14 protein-coding genes are annotated in these 17,405 nt (G+C 59.5%); 12 read left to right on the top strand and 2 right to left on the bottom strand.

What is annotated here, in order from left to right; genetic code table 11:
- Positions 1-110 precede the first annotated feature (110 nt).
- Positions 111-770 carry a LysE family translocator gene (locus CQ018_RS11275; RefSeq protein WP_181149852.1) on the bottom strand — a complete coding sequence of 220 codons (660 nt, stop codon included), beginning with the start codon at positions 768-770 and terminating at the stop codon, positions 111-113.
- Positions 771-1,301: 531 nt separating this feature from the next.
- Here CQ018_RS11275 and CQ018_RS11270 point away from each other — a divergent pair.
- Positions 1,302-2,741 carry an aromatic amino acid lyase gene (locus CQ018_RS11270; protein ID WP_258142565.1) on the top strand — a complete coding sequence of 480 codons (1,440 nt, stop codon included), beginning with the start codon at positions 1,302-1,304 and terminating at the stop codon, positions 2,739-2,741.
- Positions 2,742-3,086: 345 nt separating this feature from the next.
- Here CQ018_RS11270 and hutH read toward each other — a convergent pair whose 3' ends face one another.
- A complete protein-coding gene (gene hutH, locus CQ018_RS11265) occupies positions 3,087-4,649 on the bottom strand; it encodes a histidine ammonia-lyase (protein ID WP_105550087.1) in 1,563 nt (520 codons plus the stop codon).
- Positions 4,650-4,792: 143 nt separating this feature from the next.
- Here hutH and CQ018_RS11260 point away from each other — a divergent pair, with 143 nt between their 5' ends.
- The 11 genes from CQ018_RS11260 (at position 4,793) to CQ018_RS11210 (ending at position 17,342) form a co-directional block, all read left to right on the top strand.
- Positions 4,793-5,494 carry an IclR family transcriptional regulator gene (locus CQ018_RS11260; RefSeq protein WP_105550086.1) on the top strand — a complete coding sequence of 234 codons (702 nt, stop codon included), beginning with the start codon at positions 4,793-4,795 and terminating at the stop codon, positions 5,492-5,494.
- On the top strand, positions 5,491-7,170 hold the full coding sequence (gene hutU, locus CQ018_RS11255) for a urocanate hydratase (protein ID WP_105550085.1): 1,680 nt from the start codon (positions 5,491-5,493) through the stop codon (positions 7,168-7,170). The genes CQ018_RS11260 and hutU overlap by 4 nt, the downstream gene beginning before the upstream one ends.
- Before the next feature lie 172 nt (positions 7,171-7,342).
- A complete protein-coding gene (locus CQ018_RS11250) occupies positions 7,343-8,614 on the top strand; it encodes an allantoate amidohydrolase (protein ID WP_258142564.1) in 1,272 nt (423 codons plus the stop codon).
- Positions 8,611-9,852, top strand: a complete 1,242-nt coding sequence (locus CQ018_RS11245; protein ID WP_258142563.1) for a formimidoylglutamate deiminase — start codon at positions 8,611-8,613, stop codon at positions 9,850-9,852. The genes CQ018_RS11250 and CQ018_RS11245 overlap by 4 nt, the downstream gene beginning before the upstream one ends.
- On the top strand, positions 9,849-11,048 hold the full coding sequence (gene hutI, locus CQ018_RS11240) for an imidazolonepropionase (protein ID WP_105550083.1): 1,200 nt from the start codon (positions 9,849-9,851) through the stop codon (positions 11,046-11,048). Before CQ018_RS11245 ends, hutI begins: the two co-directional genes overlap by 4 nt.
- A gap of 270 nt (positions 11,049-11,318) precedes the next feature.
- On the top strand, positions 11,319-11,819 hold the full coding sequence (gene tpx, locus CQ018_RS11235; RefSeq protein ID WP_105550082.1) for a thiol peroxidase: 501 nt from the start codon (positions 11,319-11,321) through the stop codon (positions 11,817-11,819).
- 259 nt (positions 11,820-12,078) lie between these two features.
- Positions 12,079-12,987, top strand: a complete 909-nt coding sequence (locus CQ018_RS11230; protein WP_105550081.1) for an SIS domain-containing protein — start codon at positions 12,079-12,081, stop codon at positions 12,985-12,987.
- A 27-nt stretch (positions 12,988-13,014) separates the two neighbouring features.
- On the top strand, positions 13,015-13,935 hold the full coding sequence (locus CQ018_RS11225; protein ID WP_105550136.1) for an ROK family protein: 921 nt from the start codon (positions 13,015-13,017) through the stop codon (positions 13,933-13,935).
- Positions 13,936-13,940: 5 nt separating this feature from the next.
- On the top strand, positions 13,941-14,879 hold the full coding sequence (locus CQ018_RS11220) for a 1-phosphofructokinase family hexose kinase (protein ID WP_105550080.1): 939 nt from the start codon (positions 13,941-13,943) through the stop codon (positions 14,877-14,879).
- A 32-nt stretch (positions 14,880-14,911) separates the two neighbouring features.
- The gene (locus CQ018_RS11215) at positions 14,912-15,754 is read left to right on the top strand and encodes a class II fructose-bisphosphate aldolase (RefSeq protein ID WP_105550079.1); all 843 of its coding nucleotides are present in this window, start codon (positions 14,912-14,914) and stop codon (positions 15,752-15,754) included.
- Positions 15,755-16,073: 319 nt separating this feature from the next.
- Entirely contained in the window at positions 16,074-17,342 is a 1,269-nt protein-coding gene (locus CQ018_RS11210) for an extracellular solute-binding protein (protein WP_105550078.1), read from the top strand.
- Positions 17,343-17,405: the final 63 nt, after the last annotated feature.

Raw genomic sequence — 17,405 nt, 5'->3', positions numbered from 1 at the left:
GAGCTAGTTATTCACGCAATGAAAGCCCGGCCTCGGATGGTGGAGCTACCGCAGGGGGCCTAACCTCCAATGGCGTTCCAAGAATTATGTGGCGGATCTGGCTGTGTCCGTTAGAGAAACGCACCAATCAGCACGATGAGACCCATGATGGCCAGTGCACCGGATGAAATGCGCTCAAGCCAAATGCCAACCGTTGGGCTTTTGAACCAGGCCATGGCGCGAGCAGCCATAAATGTCAGCACCATCAGGTAGCTAAATCCAATGACGGCAAAGACCCCGCCAAGGAGCAGTGCCGATGCCAACATATTTGATCCGGCAGGGATAAATGGTGGCATGAGCGCCAAGAAGAGCAAACCAAGTTTGGGATTCAGCGCAGAGGATAGGGCACCTGCCCGTAATGATTGCCAGATGGTGAACTCTGTAGCTCCAGCATTGTCCAACGACCTGCTGGTGGTGCGCGCAGTTGCCGCGGTGCTACCGGCCAAAAACTGCGCCTTGAGCAACGAACCAAGCCCGAGATAAAGCAGGTAGAGTCCACCAACAATGGCGATACCCTGATGGATTGCCGGATAGGTCTGCAGCAATGCCGCGACCCCCAACCCCGCAAGCGCTGCCCAGCCCATGATCGAAACCATCATGCCCGATGCCGCGGCGACACCATTGCGAGGCCTATTCAGGGCATAGCGCAGCAGCAGGAAGGTGTCTGGGCCGGGGGAGAGCGCAACAACGAGCGAGACCCCGGCAAATCCGAGTAGTGCAGAAAGCAGCATGCTCCTTATTATCCTGATGCATGCGCACATCGAAAAAACGGGTTGCAACTATTGCTACTTCTAGAATTGTGGCCGTCGAGGCGGGTTGGAAATACTTGTGAGTTTTCGTCCTTAGGGGGTACTTATCCCAAAGTCACAACCACTTAGTAGCACTATGTGGGAAACAGGTGGCCCGGCCATTTCTGTGCCTACTGGGCTTTGACGTATCGTCGAGAATGTACGCAGCTGTCAAAGCGGTTGTAAAAATGATCTCGCTGGGTTGTCGCGAGGTCATCATCCCGGTGCCATGTTCAATGATGAATATCTTTAGTATCTTGCGGGAATAATCTCCCCCGGAGCTGATCTCCATGAATGATCGAATGGCAAAATTTGCTGGTAGTTAGGTGCAGTAGTCAAGGACCGGCGTACCGAAAAAGGTATGTACAGGTGATTTTCATTCCCTCTGAAGACGGCAGCCGGAGGCCAGTGATCTTGTGGGTAGCTGCAGTTCGACCATTTACCAGTAGGACAACTTTGAAAGATGGAGCATAAATGGTGATTGACATTGATGGCCTACACCTGAGTCTTGAAGACATCATCAGCGTCGCCCGCCAACGCACCGAGGTACAACTGACCCTAGGCGCCATCGAGCGCATAACGCAGGCTCATAAGTCGGTGGCTGCCACAGCACGCAGCCGACCCGTCTATGGTTTCTCCACCGGGGTAGGTGCCAACCGCTCGGTCCATCTAAGCTCCGGTTCCAACCACGGGTTGAATCTCTTACGCAGTCATGCCGCAGATGCCGGACAATTGCTCGATGCCCCAACGGTGCGGGCAATGCTGGTTATTAGACTTTCGCAGTTGGCTGCTGCAGGCTCTGGTATTAACCCCCAGATCCCTTTGGCGCTTGCCACGATGCTGAATGCTAATGCACTGCCTGAGTTGCGCGAATTTGGCGGAATCGGTACCTCAGATTTGCCTGCGCTGGCGGGTACTGCGCTAACGCTTTTGGGGGAGCGGCCCACCCTGGACGGGAGTATTTATAGTCAAGGCCTCAAAGACTGGGCCACCGAAGACGCTTTGCCATTTATCAGCTCCAATGCGCTGACCATTGCCAGATCGGTGCTGGCCTATTACGACCTGAAAGTTATCAACGAACAATCGGTATTGACCAGTGCGCTGAGCTTTGTTGCACTATCGGGAAATCCCGAACCGTTTAGTCCGGCCGTAGCAGCATGCCTTGATTCGGGAGCAATCGCCGAGGGATACCGGAGAATCTTTGATTTGGTACGTAACGCGGGAACACCCGTTCGGCTACAAGACCCGTTTGCCTTGCGCACCATGGCTCAGCTCACCGGCAACGTAGCCGAAGAACTTGCGGCAACTGAGGAACGCCTGACCCGTTTGGTAGTGTCCAGACACGAGAATCCGCTGGTCATCGGAACTGTCGCAGAGGGCAACAACGACATTGCCCATCACGGGCTCTTTCTGATGCTGGGACTGGCCAAACGCCTAGACACCGTCAGGCAGATCTTGGCCACCAATGCAGCAACCTGTCTGCGCCGAATCTCGTTTCTATGCGATCCGGAGTATACCGGCCTACATCGATTCTTGGCTCAGGACGGCTTTGGGCAATCAGGGGTCATGGTCATTGAATATGTAGCGGCGGCTGCCCTGAGCCGATTGCGCTCGCATGCCCAGCCGGTGAGTCAACAGTCGGTGGTGCTCTCGTTGGGCGTAGAAGACGATGCAAGCTTTGCTAGCGAGGCAGCAGCACTCTTGGTAGGCAGCGTGGATGCGCTACGGGTGATGACTGCCTGTGAAATGCTCTGCTCGGTGCGGGCACTGCGCCAATTGGGCGTAGACGGTGAACACTTCCTGAGCCTCGAGACACGAGAATTCTTTAGCCGGGCCCTTGACCTGCCCGAAGCCATGGAAGATCGGGATCTGCGTCTAGATTTAGAGGTGGCCCAGCGCATACTTGGCGCCTGAGTCGCTGCAGACTTTCCAAATGTGAAAATTACCATGTCCGGTGTTTGGGAAGCTTCTGAGCTTCCCAAACACCGGAGGTTTGGATTCAGCGGTCTGCCTGCCGGTTACCTCACCTCGTGGAGGCCAAGAAACCGTCCCCACCGCATCTTGCCGGCCCGCACCGTCAACTAGCGGGGCCGTGCCCGCAACAAGATCCCAATTCAACAGCGACAGCCATCGTTTGAGGCTAGGAGATGCTCACCTGTTTGCTCCAAAATCCGAGTGAAGCGCAGTCCGGTCATCCCAGCGTCATGTCGCAAGACGATGGTTGCTGATGAGGCAAAGCGACGGACCTGCGTTATTCGGTTAGGCAAGTGGGGTTTTGAGTACCGAGTTGGCGGCATTCAGGATCTGCGCATCGGCAACCAATAAACGCACGGCCTCAATCTCGGGGGCAAGGAATCTGTCGGTTCCCGGCCCCTGAACCTTCGTGCGGATTACTTCGCGCACCGCGGTGATCACCGGCGAAGACTTGGAGGTGGCAAGGCCACCATCTCGCATATCAAGGGCACGGGCGCTGGTGAACAATTCGATGGAGAGCACTCGTTCCAAACCATCGATTGCCTTGCGTAGCTTCAATCCTGCGTGCCACCCCATGGAGACGTGGTCTTCTTGCATGGCCGAGGACGGGATCGAATCCACCGAAGCCGGTACGGCAAGACGCTTGAGTTCGGAGACAATACCGGCGGCGGTGTATTGGGCGATCATGTGCCCCGAATCGACTCCCGGGTCATCGGCAAGGAAGGCATTGAGGCCGTGATTGCGGGCCGTGTCCAAGAATCGGTCGGTGCGTCGTTCGGAGATCGAAGCCAGGTCCGCCACGGCGATGGCCAAGAAATCAAGCACATAGCCGATCGGGGCACCATGGAAGTTTCCGTTAGATTCGACCCGACCATCGAAGGTAACCACCGGATTATCGATGGCCGAGGCCAATTCGATGGCTGCCACGGATTCGGCATGGGCGAGAGTTGCCCGCACTGCGCCGTGGACCTGTGGGGCGCAACGCAACGAGTAGGCGTCCTGCACGCGGGTGAATTTGTGGGCTCCTGCCTTTTGTTCGGCAATCAGCACTGATTCGGCAAGGGCGGTGCGGATATTCGCAGCCGAGTCGCGTTGGCCGGGGTGCGGGCGCAGGGCGTGTAGGTCGGTAGCGAAGACGGCATCGGTGCCCAGCAACCCCTCAACGCTCATGGCCGCTGAGATATCGGCGGTTGTGGCTAGACGGTGTAGATCGGCAGCGGCCATGAGCAACATCCCCAGCATTCCGTCGGTGCCGTTGATCAGTGCCAGGCCTTCTTTTTCGGCAAGGACCACCGGATCAATGCCCGCCGCCGCCATGGCCCGAGCTGCATCGAGAAGATCACCTTGGGCATCACGGACTTTACCTTCGCCCATGACGGCTAGCGCGCAATGGGAGAGCGGTGCAAGATCCCCCGAGCAGCCCAGAGATCCGTATTCGCCAATGACCGGAGTGATTGAGGCGTTGAGTAATGCTGCGTAGGTCTGGGCGACGACCGGGCGGACTCCGGTACGTCCCGTGGCCATGGTGGAAAGCCGGTTGAGCATCAGGCCGCGGACGATTTCGCGATCGATCTCGGCACCGGAAGACGCAGCATGGGAGCGAATGAGCGAGCGCTGTAGCTGAGTGCGTAGTTCGATGGGGATTTGTTTGGTGGCCAGTGCCCCGAATCCCGTTGAAACCCCATAGTGCGGAACCGTGTCGGTAACCAGTGCGTCGATGACGCTGCGCGAGTGCGTCATGGCTTCAATTGACTCGTTGGAGAGCTCTACGTGGGCCAAGTGGCGAGCGACATCAACGACGTCAAGGGGGCTCAATGCTCCGGTTGAAACGATCACGGTGGAGGTCATAATCAGTGTCCTTTCGGGAACAACATGTGATGAAGGCTTGCCATTGGATGAAATTCGCGTTTCAATAAGTGAAACGCAGTCAGTGCCAAAGGGCAACCCCCTTACGGCGGTTTTAGCACCTAATACCAGCAATGGAGAGCACCATGGCCGAACCATCGACCCGCACAGTGGAGCGGGCGCTGCAACTATTGGGTTCCGTCTGCGATGCCGGATCCCTGACGCTGGCAGACGCAGCACGGGGAACCGAACTTTCTGCATCAACTGCCCTACGCCTGCTCCGAACCCTAGAATCCTCCGGGTTTGTTCGCAAAGACCAAGACGGTGCCTACCGCCCGGGACTGCGGATCGTGCAGCTTGGCGCCCAAGCGCTGCGCCATGAATCGATCATTTCCCTCGCCGAGCCAGCCCTCGAACGCATCGTTGATGCCACCGGAGAATCCGCCTACCTCAATGTCCAGGCCCACCACGGTCCCGGAGGGGGGCATGGCCTGTACATTGCCATGCGTGAAGGCACCCACTCGGTGCGTCACTCCTCATGGGTAGGCCGCACCGTCCCACTCGAAGGTAGCGCCTCCGGTGCGGTGCTGACCGGCAAGACACCCGCGGCCGGCTACGTGGTGGTTGACCGCGGCGTGGAATCCGATGTCACGGCCATTGCCGCACCCATCGCCGTGGCCACCCACGCCCCCGACGGACGCATTACCGGAACCCGGGTGATTGCCGCGCTGAGCGTGGTAGCCCCCAGCTACCGGATAGATGCCGAAAAGATCAAGGCCATCGGCGAATTAGTCGCCGCCGAGGCCCACAACGTATTGACCGCCGACCAACAGGAGAACCAGCCATGAGCTTCACCCAACATGATCCCTCACGCGTCATCCGCTCACCCCGTGGCACCACGCTGACGGCCAAGAGCTGGCAGACCGAAGCACCGCTGCGCATGTTGATGAACAACCTTGATCCAGAGGTTGCCGAGCGCCCCGAGGACCTGGTTGTCTACGGTGGAACCGGCCGCGCGGCCCGCTCCTGGGAGGCCTACGACGCGATCATCAAGACGCTGACCGACCTTGAAGAGGATGAGACCCTGCTGGTGCAGTCCGGCAAGCCGGTCGGTGTGTTCCGTACCAACAAGTGGGCACCGCGCGTGCTGATCGCCAACTCGAACCTGGTCGGTGACTGGGCTACCTGGCCCGAGTTCCGCAAGCTCGAGGCCGAGGGCCTGATGATGTATGGCCAGATGACCGCGGGGTCCTGGATCTACATCGGCACCCAGGGCATCCTGCAGGGCACCTACGAAACCTTCGCCGCGATCGGCGTCAAGCGCTTCGGTGGAACCCTGGCGGGCACCCTGACGCTGACCGGTGGTTGCGGCGGCATGGGCGGGGCCCAGCCGCTTGCCGTCACCCTCAACGGCGGTGCCTGCCTGATCATCGACGTTTCCGAAGAGCGCCTGCGCCGCCGTCTGGGCAAGCGCTACCTGGACGACGTAGAACGTGACCTTGATGCGGCAATCGCGAAGGTCACCGCGGCCAAGAACGAGAAGCGTGCACTCTCGGTAGGTTTCGTCGGCAACGCCGCGCAAGTTTTCCCGGAGCTGCTGCGCCGCCAGAAGGCCGGCGAGATCAATATCGACATCGTCACCGACCAGACCTCGGCACACGATCCTTTGAGCTACCTGCCGGTTGAATACACCATCGAGCAGTGGGACGCAGAGGCCAAGGCCGACGAAGCTGGCTTCACCAAGAAGGCCCAGGTCTCCATGGCAGCACACGTCGAGGCCATGGTTGGCTTCCAGGACATTGGCGCAGAGGTCTTTGACTATGGCAACTCGATCCGCGATGAGGCTCGCCAGGGTGGCTACTCACGCGCCTTCGAATTCCCCGGCTTCGTCCCGGCCTACATCCGTCCGCTGTTCTGTGAGGGCCTTGGCCCGTTCCGCTGGGTGGCACTCTCCGGTGACCCGGAAGACATCCGCGTGACCGACGAGGCGCTGAAGAAACTCTTCCCGGAAAACGAGCACCTGCACCGCTGGCTCGATGCCGCCCAGAAGCATGTCGAGTTCGAGGGCCTGCCGGCGCGCATCTGCTGGCTTGGCTACGGCGAACGCCAGAAGGCCGGCCTGCTGTTTAACCAGCTGGTCGCCGAGGGTAAGGTCTCCGCTCCGATCGTGATCGGCCGCGACCACCTCGACTCGGGCTCCGTGGCCTCCCCGTACCGCGAGACCGAGGCCATGTTGGACGGCTCGGACGCGATTGCCGACTGGCCGCTGCTCAATGCAATGACCGCGGTGTCCTCGGGTGCCACCTGGGTTTCCATCCACCACGGTGGTGGCGTTGGCATTGGCCGCTCCATCCACGCAGGACAGGTTTCGCTGGCCGATGGCACCGAGCTGGCAGCGGCCAAGCTCGAGGCATTGCTGACCAACGACCCGGGCATGGGAGTGATCCGCCACGTGGATGCCGGCTACGAGCGTGCCATCGAGGTTGCCAACGAGCGTGGTGTGCGCATCCCCATGGCCGAGTAGTTCATGGGTGTTGGCTAAGGGATAAGCCTGTGGGGCAGGTTGTATGCATCTAGTGGGGCAGAGAACCTGCCGGCACACCCTTTGGCTAGCCAATAATGTTTAGCAGTACCAAGTAGTACCCCCCCATCATGCGGGTCATGAGCGCATGCGAGATGAAAAGGACACCCAAGACGTGAGCACGGTAAATTCCCTATTGGCGGCCATCAGCGACGAGGGCCGTGATGCCAAGCGTGGCGGATATTCACGCCCCGTGTACTCGGATGCCGAAATCACCTTGCGTGAATGGTTCATGGCCGAGGCCAATTCCCGCGGTCTGGAAGTCTCAACCGATGCCAATGGAATTATCTGGGCCTGGTGGGATATGCCCGGCTCGGCCAAGGACGAGGCCTCGCGCCGGGGAGCCCTGGTGACCGGCTCGCACCTTGACTCGGTACCCGGTGGTGGAGCATTTGACGGACCACTGGGTGTTGCAAGTGCGCTTGCCGCCTACGATGTGTTGGCCGAACGTGAAGCATCCGGCGCATTGCTCCGCAACCGTGCCCTGGCACTGACGGTATTCCCCGAAGAGGAAGGCTCGCGTTTTGGCGTGGCCTGCCTGGGTTCACGCCTTTTGACAGGTGCCATTGATCCGGCCCGGGCATTAAACTTGCGTGATGCGCAAGGAAATACCTTCGCCGATATTGCAACGGCACACGGACTGGACCCGGCACGCATGGGCCGCGACGAGGTGGCCCTGGCCCGCATTGGCGATTTCATTGAACTCCACGTGGAGCAGGGTAAGGGGCTGAACTCGGAGGAATACACCGATCATGCCGGCCGCGGTCCTGCCATCGCCGTGGGCGATTCAATCCTGGGACACGGCCGCTGGCGCCTTTCGTTCTCCGGCCAGGGCAACCACGCCGGCACCACACTGATGACCGATCGGGCGGATCCCATGATTGCCGCGGCACAGACAATTGTTGCGGTGCGCCAGATTGCCGCGGCACAGGATAGCGCCCGGGCCACCGTGGGACGCCTGGAGCCGGTGCCCGGCGGCACCAATGTGATTGCCTCTCGGGTGGATATGTGGCTGGATGTCCGTCACCCGGATGACGCAATCACCGCAATGCTTGTGGAAAAGATCCACGGTCAGGCCCAAAAGCTTGCGGCCTTTGAGGGCTGCCGCGTGCTGCTGACCGAGGAATCCTTCTCCAACACCGTGCACTTCGATTCGGCTCTTACCCGCTCGCTATCCAGCTCGGTACAACGTCTGGTACCCGATGCACCGCTGCTGCCCACCGGTGCCGGACACGATGCGGGAGTCCTCGCGGCCGAGGTGCCCTCGGGCATGCTCTATGTCCGTAACCCCTCCGGTATCAGCCACTCACCGGAAGAATACGTTGAAGACGATGACGCCAGCGCCGGCGTGCTGGCGCTCGCCGATGCACTGGAGGATCTGCTGTGAGTAGCCCAGTGGGCCAGCAAACCGTTCGTGTCCCGGCTCCCGTCAATGCGCACTCGCACGCCTTCCACCGCATCCTGCGTGGCCGCACCCATCAGGGTGCGGACGGCGGGGCCGGGAACTTTTGGACGTGGCGCGAGCAAATGTATGAGGCGGCGGCCGGGCTCACTCCGGAGGGCTACCAGCAGCTGGCCACCGCGGTGTTCGCCGAGATGGTCGTCAATGGCTATAGCGCGGTGGGCGAATTCCACTACCTACACCACAACACCGACGGCAAACCCTACACGGGGGAGCAGAAACACGGCATGGAGCTGGCTCTGGCTCGCGCGGCTCAGGCCGCAGGGATTCGTCTGGTGCTACTCGATACCTGCTACCTGCAGGGCGGTCTTGATGCACAAGGTGAGGTGATTGAGCTCAACGAGACTCAGCGACGTTTCTCCGACGGCAACGTGGCGGGCTGGCTGGCTCGGCATCAGTCACTGGCTGACGCGTTAGCGGATCTTGATGCGGGCGAAGGGCTCTTGCGCTTGGGCGCCGCGATTCACTCGGTGCGTGCAGTATCCCCAGCATCTTTGGAACAAATTGCCGCCGGGCTGGATCTCGCGTTGCCACTACATGTGCACCTATCCGAGCAACCCGCGGAGAACGAATCCTGTCAGGCTGCCTTTGGAACAAGTCCCACCGGCCTACTGGAACGAGCAGGCTTGTTGAGCTCCCGGCTTTCGGCGGTTCACGCAACTCACCTGAGCGATGCTGATACTGCTGCCTTGGGCGCCGCTGGCGCCGGAATCGTCATGTGTCCGACCACCGAGGCCGATTTGGGCGATGGAATTGGCCCGGCCCGCGAACTTGCCGATGCGGGTGCCGTGATTTCCTTGGGTAGCGACCAGCATGCGGTGCTGGATCCCTTTCTTGAGCAGCGTGGCCTCGAATATGGGGAACGGCTTCGCAGTGGGCAACGCGGACGCTTCGCTCCGGCAGAGATTTCTGCTGCCGCCCGCGAAGGAGGCCTTCGTTCGCTGGGGCTAGACGAAAACGACGATTACCTCTTGGTGCGCACCGATAGCATGCGTACCTCCGGATCACGTACCGCTCAACTGCCGCTGACGGCTACCGCCGCGGATATTGCAGAAGTACGTATCAATGGCAAGCGTGTTGCACGCGATGGCATCCATACAACGCTGGGAGATCCGGCGGATCTGTACACAGCATTCTTCACCGAACACCCGGAGTTTTCATGACCACCACGTTGATCACCAATATTTCCGAGGCCTTCACCTCGGATAGTAACCACACCCTGATTCGGGATGCGGCAATCCTCATCCGGGACGAAAAGATTGCCTGGATTGGCAAGAGCGCTGATGCTCCAGCAGCAGATACGGTCATCGAAGCCGGTTACCGTGCGGCGTTGCCGGGCTGGGTCGATTCGCACAGCCACATGGTTTTTGCCGGGGACCGCAGTCGCGAATTCGTGGCCCGCATGGCCGGGCAAGACTATGAGGCCGGCGGCATTGCGGTGACCACCGCGGCAACGCGCGCCGCCAGCGACTATGATCTGACCCGCTTGGTCATGGGTCGGGCCGCGGAGGCGTTGGCCGGGGGGACCACCTACCTGGAAACCAAGACCGGCTACGGACTTTCCGTTGAGGAAGAAGCCCGCCACGCGCGCATTGCCTCCACCGTGGTTGACCAGGTGACATTCCTCGGAGCGCATCTGGTGCCGGCCGGCCTTGACGCACAGGAATACACCGACCTTGTCTGCGGAGAAATGCTCCAACGTGTGGCCCCCTACGTGCAGTACGCCGATGTCTTCTGCGAACGCGGTGCCTTCAACGAGGCCCAAACGCGTCAGGTGCTTTCCGCGGCACGCGATGCCGGGCTGGGACTGCGTGTTCATGGAAACCAGCTGGGTCCGGGACCGGGAACCCAGCTAGCGGTCGAATTTGGTGCCGCGAGCGTTGATCACGTGAACTTCTTGGATGAGGCAGATATCTTGGCTCTCGCAGGTTCTTGGACCGCTTGGGATCCGGCCACCCGCAGCGGTGCGGTAGGAACCGTTGCTACCTGCCTGCCGGCCTGCGATCTCTCCACACGCATGCCCTTTGCTCCGGGTCGCGAACTCCTTGATGCCGGCGTACAGATCGCTCTTGCCTCAAATTGCAATCCGGGAACCTCCTACACCTCGTCCATGGCCTTCTGTGTGACAACTGCCGTGCTGCAGATGCATCTGAGCATTGAAGAGGCAATCGTTGCGGCCACCTACGGTGGCGCCTTAGCGCTGGGTGTGCAAGATCAGGTGGGAACGCTGGAAGTTGGTAAGCGTGCAGATATTCAGCTGCTCAATGCTCCTTCCGTGGCTCACTTGGCGTACCGTCCGGGGATGAACCTTTCGGGGCCGGTATTTCGGGCCGGAAAGCTTGTTGCCGGGAAAATCTAAGTGCCAGCGCCCAGTCGAATGGGTTCTGGAGAATCTTGGCGCGTTTTGGATCGGTATACGCACTATCCGGCTCTATCGTTGCCCCTCCTGTGATGCCGCATAAGGTCTCGGGCGAGCAAACGCGTCAATAGACGTCGGTTTATGGGGAAAACTGCTTGCTGTACCGAGCCATCCTCAAAGAGCAGCGGATATTAAGCCGCTGACTTGGGAGTGCGACGCCGCTAGCGAACCTTTTCGTGATGCCGGGCACCTTCGTGATAAACAAGGAGTATGGCTAATACTGCATTCAAAGGTACCCCCGTCCAGACTATTGGTGAGCTGCCAGCCGTTGGCGCTACCGCTCCAGAGTTCGCCCTCACCGGCGCCGACCTTGGCGATGTAAACAGCAGCGAGCTGCGTGGCAAGCGCATTGTGCTTAATATCTTCCCGTCGATCGACACCGGCGTGTGTGCAGCCTCGGTTCGTAAGTTCAACGAACTTGCAGCTGGCCTAGATAACACCGCAGTTGTGTGTGCCTCGGCGGACCTGCCATTCGCCCTGGGTCGCTTCTGCGGCGCAGAAGGCATCGACAACGTTGTTCCGGCCTCAAGCTTCCGCTCCGACTTCGGTGCAGAGTTCGGTCTGACCCAGACCGATGGCCCGCTGCGCGGCCTGTTGGCTCGTGCTGTTGTTGTGCTCGATGAGAATGGTGTAGTTCTGCACCATGAGGTCGTTCCGGAAATCACCACCGAACCAAACTACGACGCAGCTATTGCAGCTCTGTCCAACTAAGTAATTCTTGCCGCCACGATTGAGCGGCAGCTGCGCCGAACCCCCGGTACCTGGTTTTCCTCGATATGAGGGCCGCTAGGCATCGGGGTTTGGTCGTTTAAGCAGTAGTTTCGATCCTTTGGGGCTATTTCAAGACACGCTCATGACGATTTTTTATGATCGGTAGACAAGTCAAACGATCATAAGCAATCATAGTAGGGAAGATATTGCCATTTTCCGAGCACAACTTAGCTGCCCGGGGTCTTAGAAGGAGACAGTCTTGAGCGACAACAGCCAGCTTGGCCACCACATGGATGCCGAACTCACCTCGCAGCCAGATGTGTGGGAACGCGCCATCGCCCAGTCCAAGGCCGAGAATCTGCTTCCGGCAGATGGGCTCCGCGTTGCAGTTGTAGGCTGCGGCACCTCATGGTTCATGGCACAGGCCTATGCAGCAGCCCGCGAATCCGCAGGCAAGGGCGTCACCGATGCCTTCGCAGCCTCCGAGGCGTTCATCTCCTCCCGCGACTACGACGTGCTGGTAGCCATCACTCGTTCGGGCACCACCTCCGAGGTTCTCGAATTGCTGGGCACGCTCGATGAGAAGATCCGCACTGTTGCAGTCATCGGTGACACCAGCTCCCCGATCGTCTCGAAGGTCGATGCGGTTGTAGAACTTCCGTACGCCGATGAACAGTCTGTGGTGCAGACCCGTTTCGCCACCACCGCCCTGACCTACCTGCTCACCAGCGTTGGCGTTGACCTCACCGCCGCAGTTGCCGATGCACGCACCGCTGTTGTTACCGAAACCTCGGCAGAACTGATCGACGCAGAACAGTTCACCTTCCTGGGTCGCGGCTGGACCGTCGGTCTGGCACACGAGGCAGCACTGAAGATGCGTGAAGCGGTTCAGGGCTGGACCGAGTCCTACCCGGGCATGGAATACCGCCACGGTCCCATCTCCATTGCCGCGCCAAACCGCGTGACCTGGATGATTGGTGAAGAGCCCGAAGGCCTGGCCAACGACATGGTGCGCACCGGCGCCTTGTACATCAATAACGATGTGCACCCGCTGGCCGAACTCGCTCGCGTTCACCGCGTGACCCTTGATCGTGCCCGCGCACGCGGTATGAACCCGGATACCCCGCGTAACCTTTCGCGCTCGGTCATCCTCGCCGACGAAGCCTAAATAAAAGAAAGCGGGGTGCCACGCATCATGAATCCTTCATACCTACTCTTTGACGTAGGCGGTACCGATATTAAGTCGGCACTTTCGGATAATGAGGGAAACCTTTCGGACATTCGTCGGGTTCCCACCCGTCGTGGCACTCCAAACCCGGCCGAGGCGCTGGTAGATCAGCTGCATACCCTGGGCACGGAGCTCATTGCGGGCTCCACCCTTGCCACACCAGAGTCTGTGGGACTTCTAGTCTGCGGCATTGTTGATGAGGACAAGGGGCTCGGGGTGTTCTCGGCAAACCTTGGATGGCGCGATGCCCCGCTGCGCCACATGACCTCCGAGGCATTTTCTCTCCCGGTAGGTTTTGGTCATGATGTCTCAATGGCCGGAGCTGCGGAACTGCACTTTGGTGCCGGAGCCACGCTTGGAAGCAAGGTCAACAATGCCGTCATGCTGGTCATCGGCACCGGCATTGCAGCTGCCCTCTTTGTTGACGGCCATGCGGTCTCGGCCGGCGGGTATGCCGGGGAACTTGGTCACGCGGCGGTGCCCGGAGGACTGAAATGCCCCTGTGGCGCCCATGGTTGCCTAGAAACCATCGGTTCCGCAGGTGCCATCGCCAAGCGTTACTCGGCGGCAAGCGGTACCCAGGTACGTGGAGCCCGTGAAGTGCTTGAAGCCATGCACGCAGGGGATCCGGTGGCCAAGCGCATCTGGGATGAGGCCATCGAGGCCATCGCGTTCTCGATTGCCCAACTCTGCGCCTCGATCGCACCAGAAACCATTATTATTGGCGGTGGCCTGGCCCAGGCGGGCGAGGCACTGCTTGAACCACTGCGCCGCTCGGTACGCAGCAAACTTTCTTACCACCGTGAACCATTGATCGTCCCCGCCCAATTGGGTGAGGATGCTGGTTTGCGCGGTGCGTTCCTCAAAGCTCAGGAAGCGAGGGCGTAACTGCCTTGATTCTCACCATCACCCCCAACCCGGCCGTCGATGAGACCTATTCCCTGGCCCAGCTCGATGTTGGTGGCACCAACCGTGTTGATGCTCCGCTGCGGCGTGCCGGCGGAAAGGGGCTCAACGTCGCACGAGTCGCCTATTCCCAAGGACTACCCGTGATTGCGCTGGCACCCATCGGTGGGGGAAATGGTGAAGTTTTCGCCCGGGAACTTGTCAGCTCCGGCCTTCGGCATGAGCTGATCCCCGTGATGGCAGAAACCCGGCGCAGCTTTGCCATGGTTGAGCAAGACAGCGGTCGAACCACCGTAGTGAACGAACGTGGCGGGGCGCTCAATGATGATGAGTGGGCCTTGATTCGTCAAAGCATCATCGAATTGCTCGATTCGGGAGTCACGGTGTTGGCGGCCTCTGGCTCCCTTCCCGAAGGCGCGGATCCGGACTTCTACCCCTGGTGCGTGCGCCAGGCAGCGGCCCGCGGCATACCCAGCATTATCGATACTTCCGGAGCCGCGTTGCTTGCCGCGGCCCGCGCCGGGGCCACGGTGCTCAAACCCAATCATCATGAACTTGCCGAGGTCACCGGAACCGACTCCTTGGCCGCGGGCGCCAAGGTCTTGCTCGAGGCCGGGGCACAGCATGTGTATGCAAGCGCCGGGGAAGACGGGCTCGTACACTTTGCTGCGGCTAGTCCTGGCCAGTGGTTTAGCGCTAAGTTGCCAGAACCACTGATCGGCAACCCCACAGGCGCCGGAGACTCGGTGGTTGCGGCAATCGCTACCGGTCTGCACAACGGGGAAGACCACGATACGCAGATTCTTCCGCGTGCCGCTGCCTGGTCTGCCTCGGCGGTCCTGATGCCCACCGCCGGTGAATTGCACCCCTCGCACCCACAGCTGCAAGTTGCCCTCGTAATTGACTCTTCAGCGGTAAATTCTTAAACGCTAAATTTCCTTGAAAGGAAACACCCACGGTGACCTTGGTTAGTACAGCAGAAATCATGAATGCGGCCCGCGCTGCAAATATTGGGCAGGGTGCATTCAACGTTATTCACCTTGAAAGCACCGAAGCACTCATCGCCGGTGCCGAAGCTGCCAGGACTCCGGTGATCTTGCAGATTTCCGAGAACTGTGTGAGCTACCACGGGGGTCTAGAACCTATTGCCCTAGCAACCCTTGCCGCGGCCGCCGCCGCATCGGTTCCCGTTGCCGTGCACCTAGATCACGCAGAATCCGAAGATTTGGCCCGCGCAGCGGTAGATCTGGGTTTTGGTTCCATCATGTTTGATGGTGCGCACCTTGACTACGATCAAAACGTTGCGGCGACCCGTCGCGTCACCGAATACGCACACGCAGCAGGTGTTTACGTCGAGGCCGAGCTGGGCAAGATTGGTGGCAAGGACGGTGCACATGCACCGGGTGTACGCACCGACCCGCAGGAAGCCCGCTCCTTCGTTGAGGCTACGGGTGTTGATGCACTTGCCGTGGCCGTGGGTTCCTCGCACGCAATGCTTGATCGCTCGGCGGCGCTGGATATTGAACTGATTGCCAATATCAAGGCAGCTCTTGAGGTGCCCTTGGTACTTCATGGTTCATCCGGGGTCAGTGATGAGAACATCGTTGCGGCTATCAATGCTGGAATGACGAAGATTAATGTCTCCACGCACCTGAATGGTTTCTTCACTCGAGCCATTCGGGAATACCTTGATCAAAATCCAAGCGTTGTTGACTCACGTAAGTACCTAGCCAAGGGTCGTGAAGCCATGGCCGGTGAGACCGCACGCCTGTTGGCACTTTTCGCAGGTAAGAGCGTCTAAACGATCAAATGATCGTTTAAGCTCGCTTGAGGCGAGGCCAGAAGTGGAAGGTTGCCAATGAGCGACCTTCCACTTCGTCGTTAATACGTGGCTGACGTGCTTCATAACTCATTTCGTGAGCTTTGATAGTGATTTTTGATTTGTGCCAAAACGTGCTCGATTTGTGACCGTAACAACTTGACCGAGTGGTACGGGTCACAGCATAATCAAAGTGACATGTTCTTTATTGCTCGTTCTTGATGCAAATAAAGCACATAACATCACTCATAGTCGTCGGTACGTGCAGAACGTCGCGACGGACCATTTGGAACGAGGACCAATGAAGAAGCGCAATCTCCGGGGTGCGGTCGTCGCCGGCGCGGCAGCCGCAGCCCTCCTGCTTACCTCCTGCGGATTTGGTGGGGGAGGTGGCACGTCCGACGGCGGGTCATCGGGTTCCGCAGGAGCGGTGACAACACTTGACATGCTTGTCCCCAGCTACTCGGACGGCACCAAGGCACTGTGGGAAAAGGTCATTAAGGACTTTGAAGCAGCCAACAGCGACGTCAAGGTCAACCTTGAAATGCAGTCTTGGGAAAACATCGAAGGTGTTTTGAAGACCAAGATCCAGGGCAACAAGGCACCTGATATCTACAACGGTGGAGCATTTGCCGAATTCGCAGCCGAAGGCCTGCTGGCACCGGTCACCGATGTAGCTTCCGAAGCCACCGTCGCTGACTTCCAGCCATCCTTCGCCGATAACGAGAAGGTCGACGGCACCCAGTACGGTCTGCCACTGATCGCCTCGGCTCGCGCACTGTTCTACAACAAGACCCTCATGAAGGAAGCCGGCATCACCGACGTTCCCAAGACCTGGGACGAGCTGTACACCGCTTCGAAGGCCATCAGCGACAAGACCAAGTCCGATGGTTACGGCATGCCGCTGGGTAACGAAGAAGCACAGGGCGAATCCATGATCTGGTTCGCTGGCAACGGCGGAAACTTCGGCACCGGCACCGCCATCGAGGTTGATACCCCGGCTAACCTCGAAGCAGCAGACTTCATGCAGAAGATGATCAAGGATGGGGTAACCCAGAAGGATCCGGGCGCCACCCAGCGCACCCCGATGCTCAACACCTTCATCCAGGGCAAGCTCGGCTTCGCCTACGCTCTGCCACAGACCATTGGCCAGATCAAGACCGAAAACCCCGATCTTGAGTACGGTGTTGCACCGGTTGCCACCAAGACCGGCACCCCGGCAACCCTGGGTGTTGCAGACCGCCTGATGTCATTCAAGAACGATGGCTCCAAGGCAGCCTCGGTGAAGAAGTTCATGGATTACTTCTTCTCCGCTGATGTTTACACCAACTGGGTATCCACCGAAGGCTTCCTGCCAACCACCAAGTCGGGCGGCGAAAAGCTGGCGGGCGACGAGACCCTCAAGCCATTCTTGGACATGCTGCCAAGCGCGGTGTTCTACCCGACCACCAACCCGGCATGGAACGCCACCGATGGTGCCTTCAAGTCCCTCATGGGTCAGATCGCTACCGGCAAGTCCGCAGCAGATGTCCTGAAGGAAATCCAGGCCAAGGCCGACGCAGCAAAGTAGGCAATAGCCAACCTTCGCTCAAACCAAAGTAACTCACGTTGAAGGGGTCCACCACCAAGATCG

The sequence above is a fragment of the Arthrobacter sp. MYb227 genome, from assembly GCF_002975435.1.
Taxonomy (GTDB): domain Bacteria; phylum Actinomycetota; class Actinomycetes; order Actinomycetales; family Micrococcaceae; genus Paeniglutamicibacter.
The sequence above is the reverse complement of the archived record's forward strand: the minus strand, read 5'-3'. Positions and strand labels throughout refer to the sequence as shown.

Coding starts and splice junctions, on each gene's coding strand:
- CQ018_RS11275 (WP_181149852.1), bottom strand. CDS start 770: ATGCTGCTTTCTGCACTACTCGGATTTGCCGGGGTCTCGCTCGTTGTT.
- CQ018_RS11270 (WP_258142565.1), top strand. CDS start 1,302: ATGGTGATTGACATTGATGGCCTACACCTGAGTCTTGAAGACATCATC.
- hutH (WP_105550087.1), bottom strand. CDS start 4,649: ATGACCTCCACCGTGATCGTTTCAACCGGAGCATTGAGCCCCCTTGAC.
- CQ018_RS11260 (WP_105550086.1), top strand. CDS start 4,793: ATGGCCGAACCATCGACCCGCACAGTGGAGCGGGCGCTGCAACTATTG.
- hutU (WP_105550085.1), top strand. CDS start 5,491: ATGAGCTTCACCCAACATGATCCCTCACGCGTCATCCGCTCACCCCGT.
- hutI (WP_105550083.1), top strand. CDS start 9,849: ATGACCACCACGTTGATCACCAATATTTCCGAGGCCTTCACCTCGGAT.
- tpx (WP_105550082.1), top strand. CDS start 11,319: ATGGCTAATACTGCATTCAAAGGTACCCCCGTCCAGACTATTGGTGAG.
- CQ018_RS11225 (WP_105550136.1), top strand. CDS start 13,015: ATGAATCCTTCATACCTACTCTTTGACGTAGGCGGTACCGATATTAAG.
- CQ018_RS11210 (WP_105550078.1), top strand. CDS start 16,074: ATGAAGAAGCGCAATCTCCGGGGTGCGGTCGTCGCCGGCGCGGCAGCC.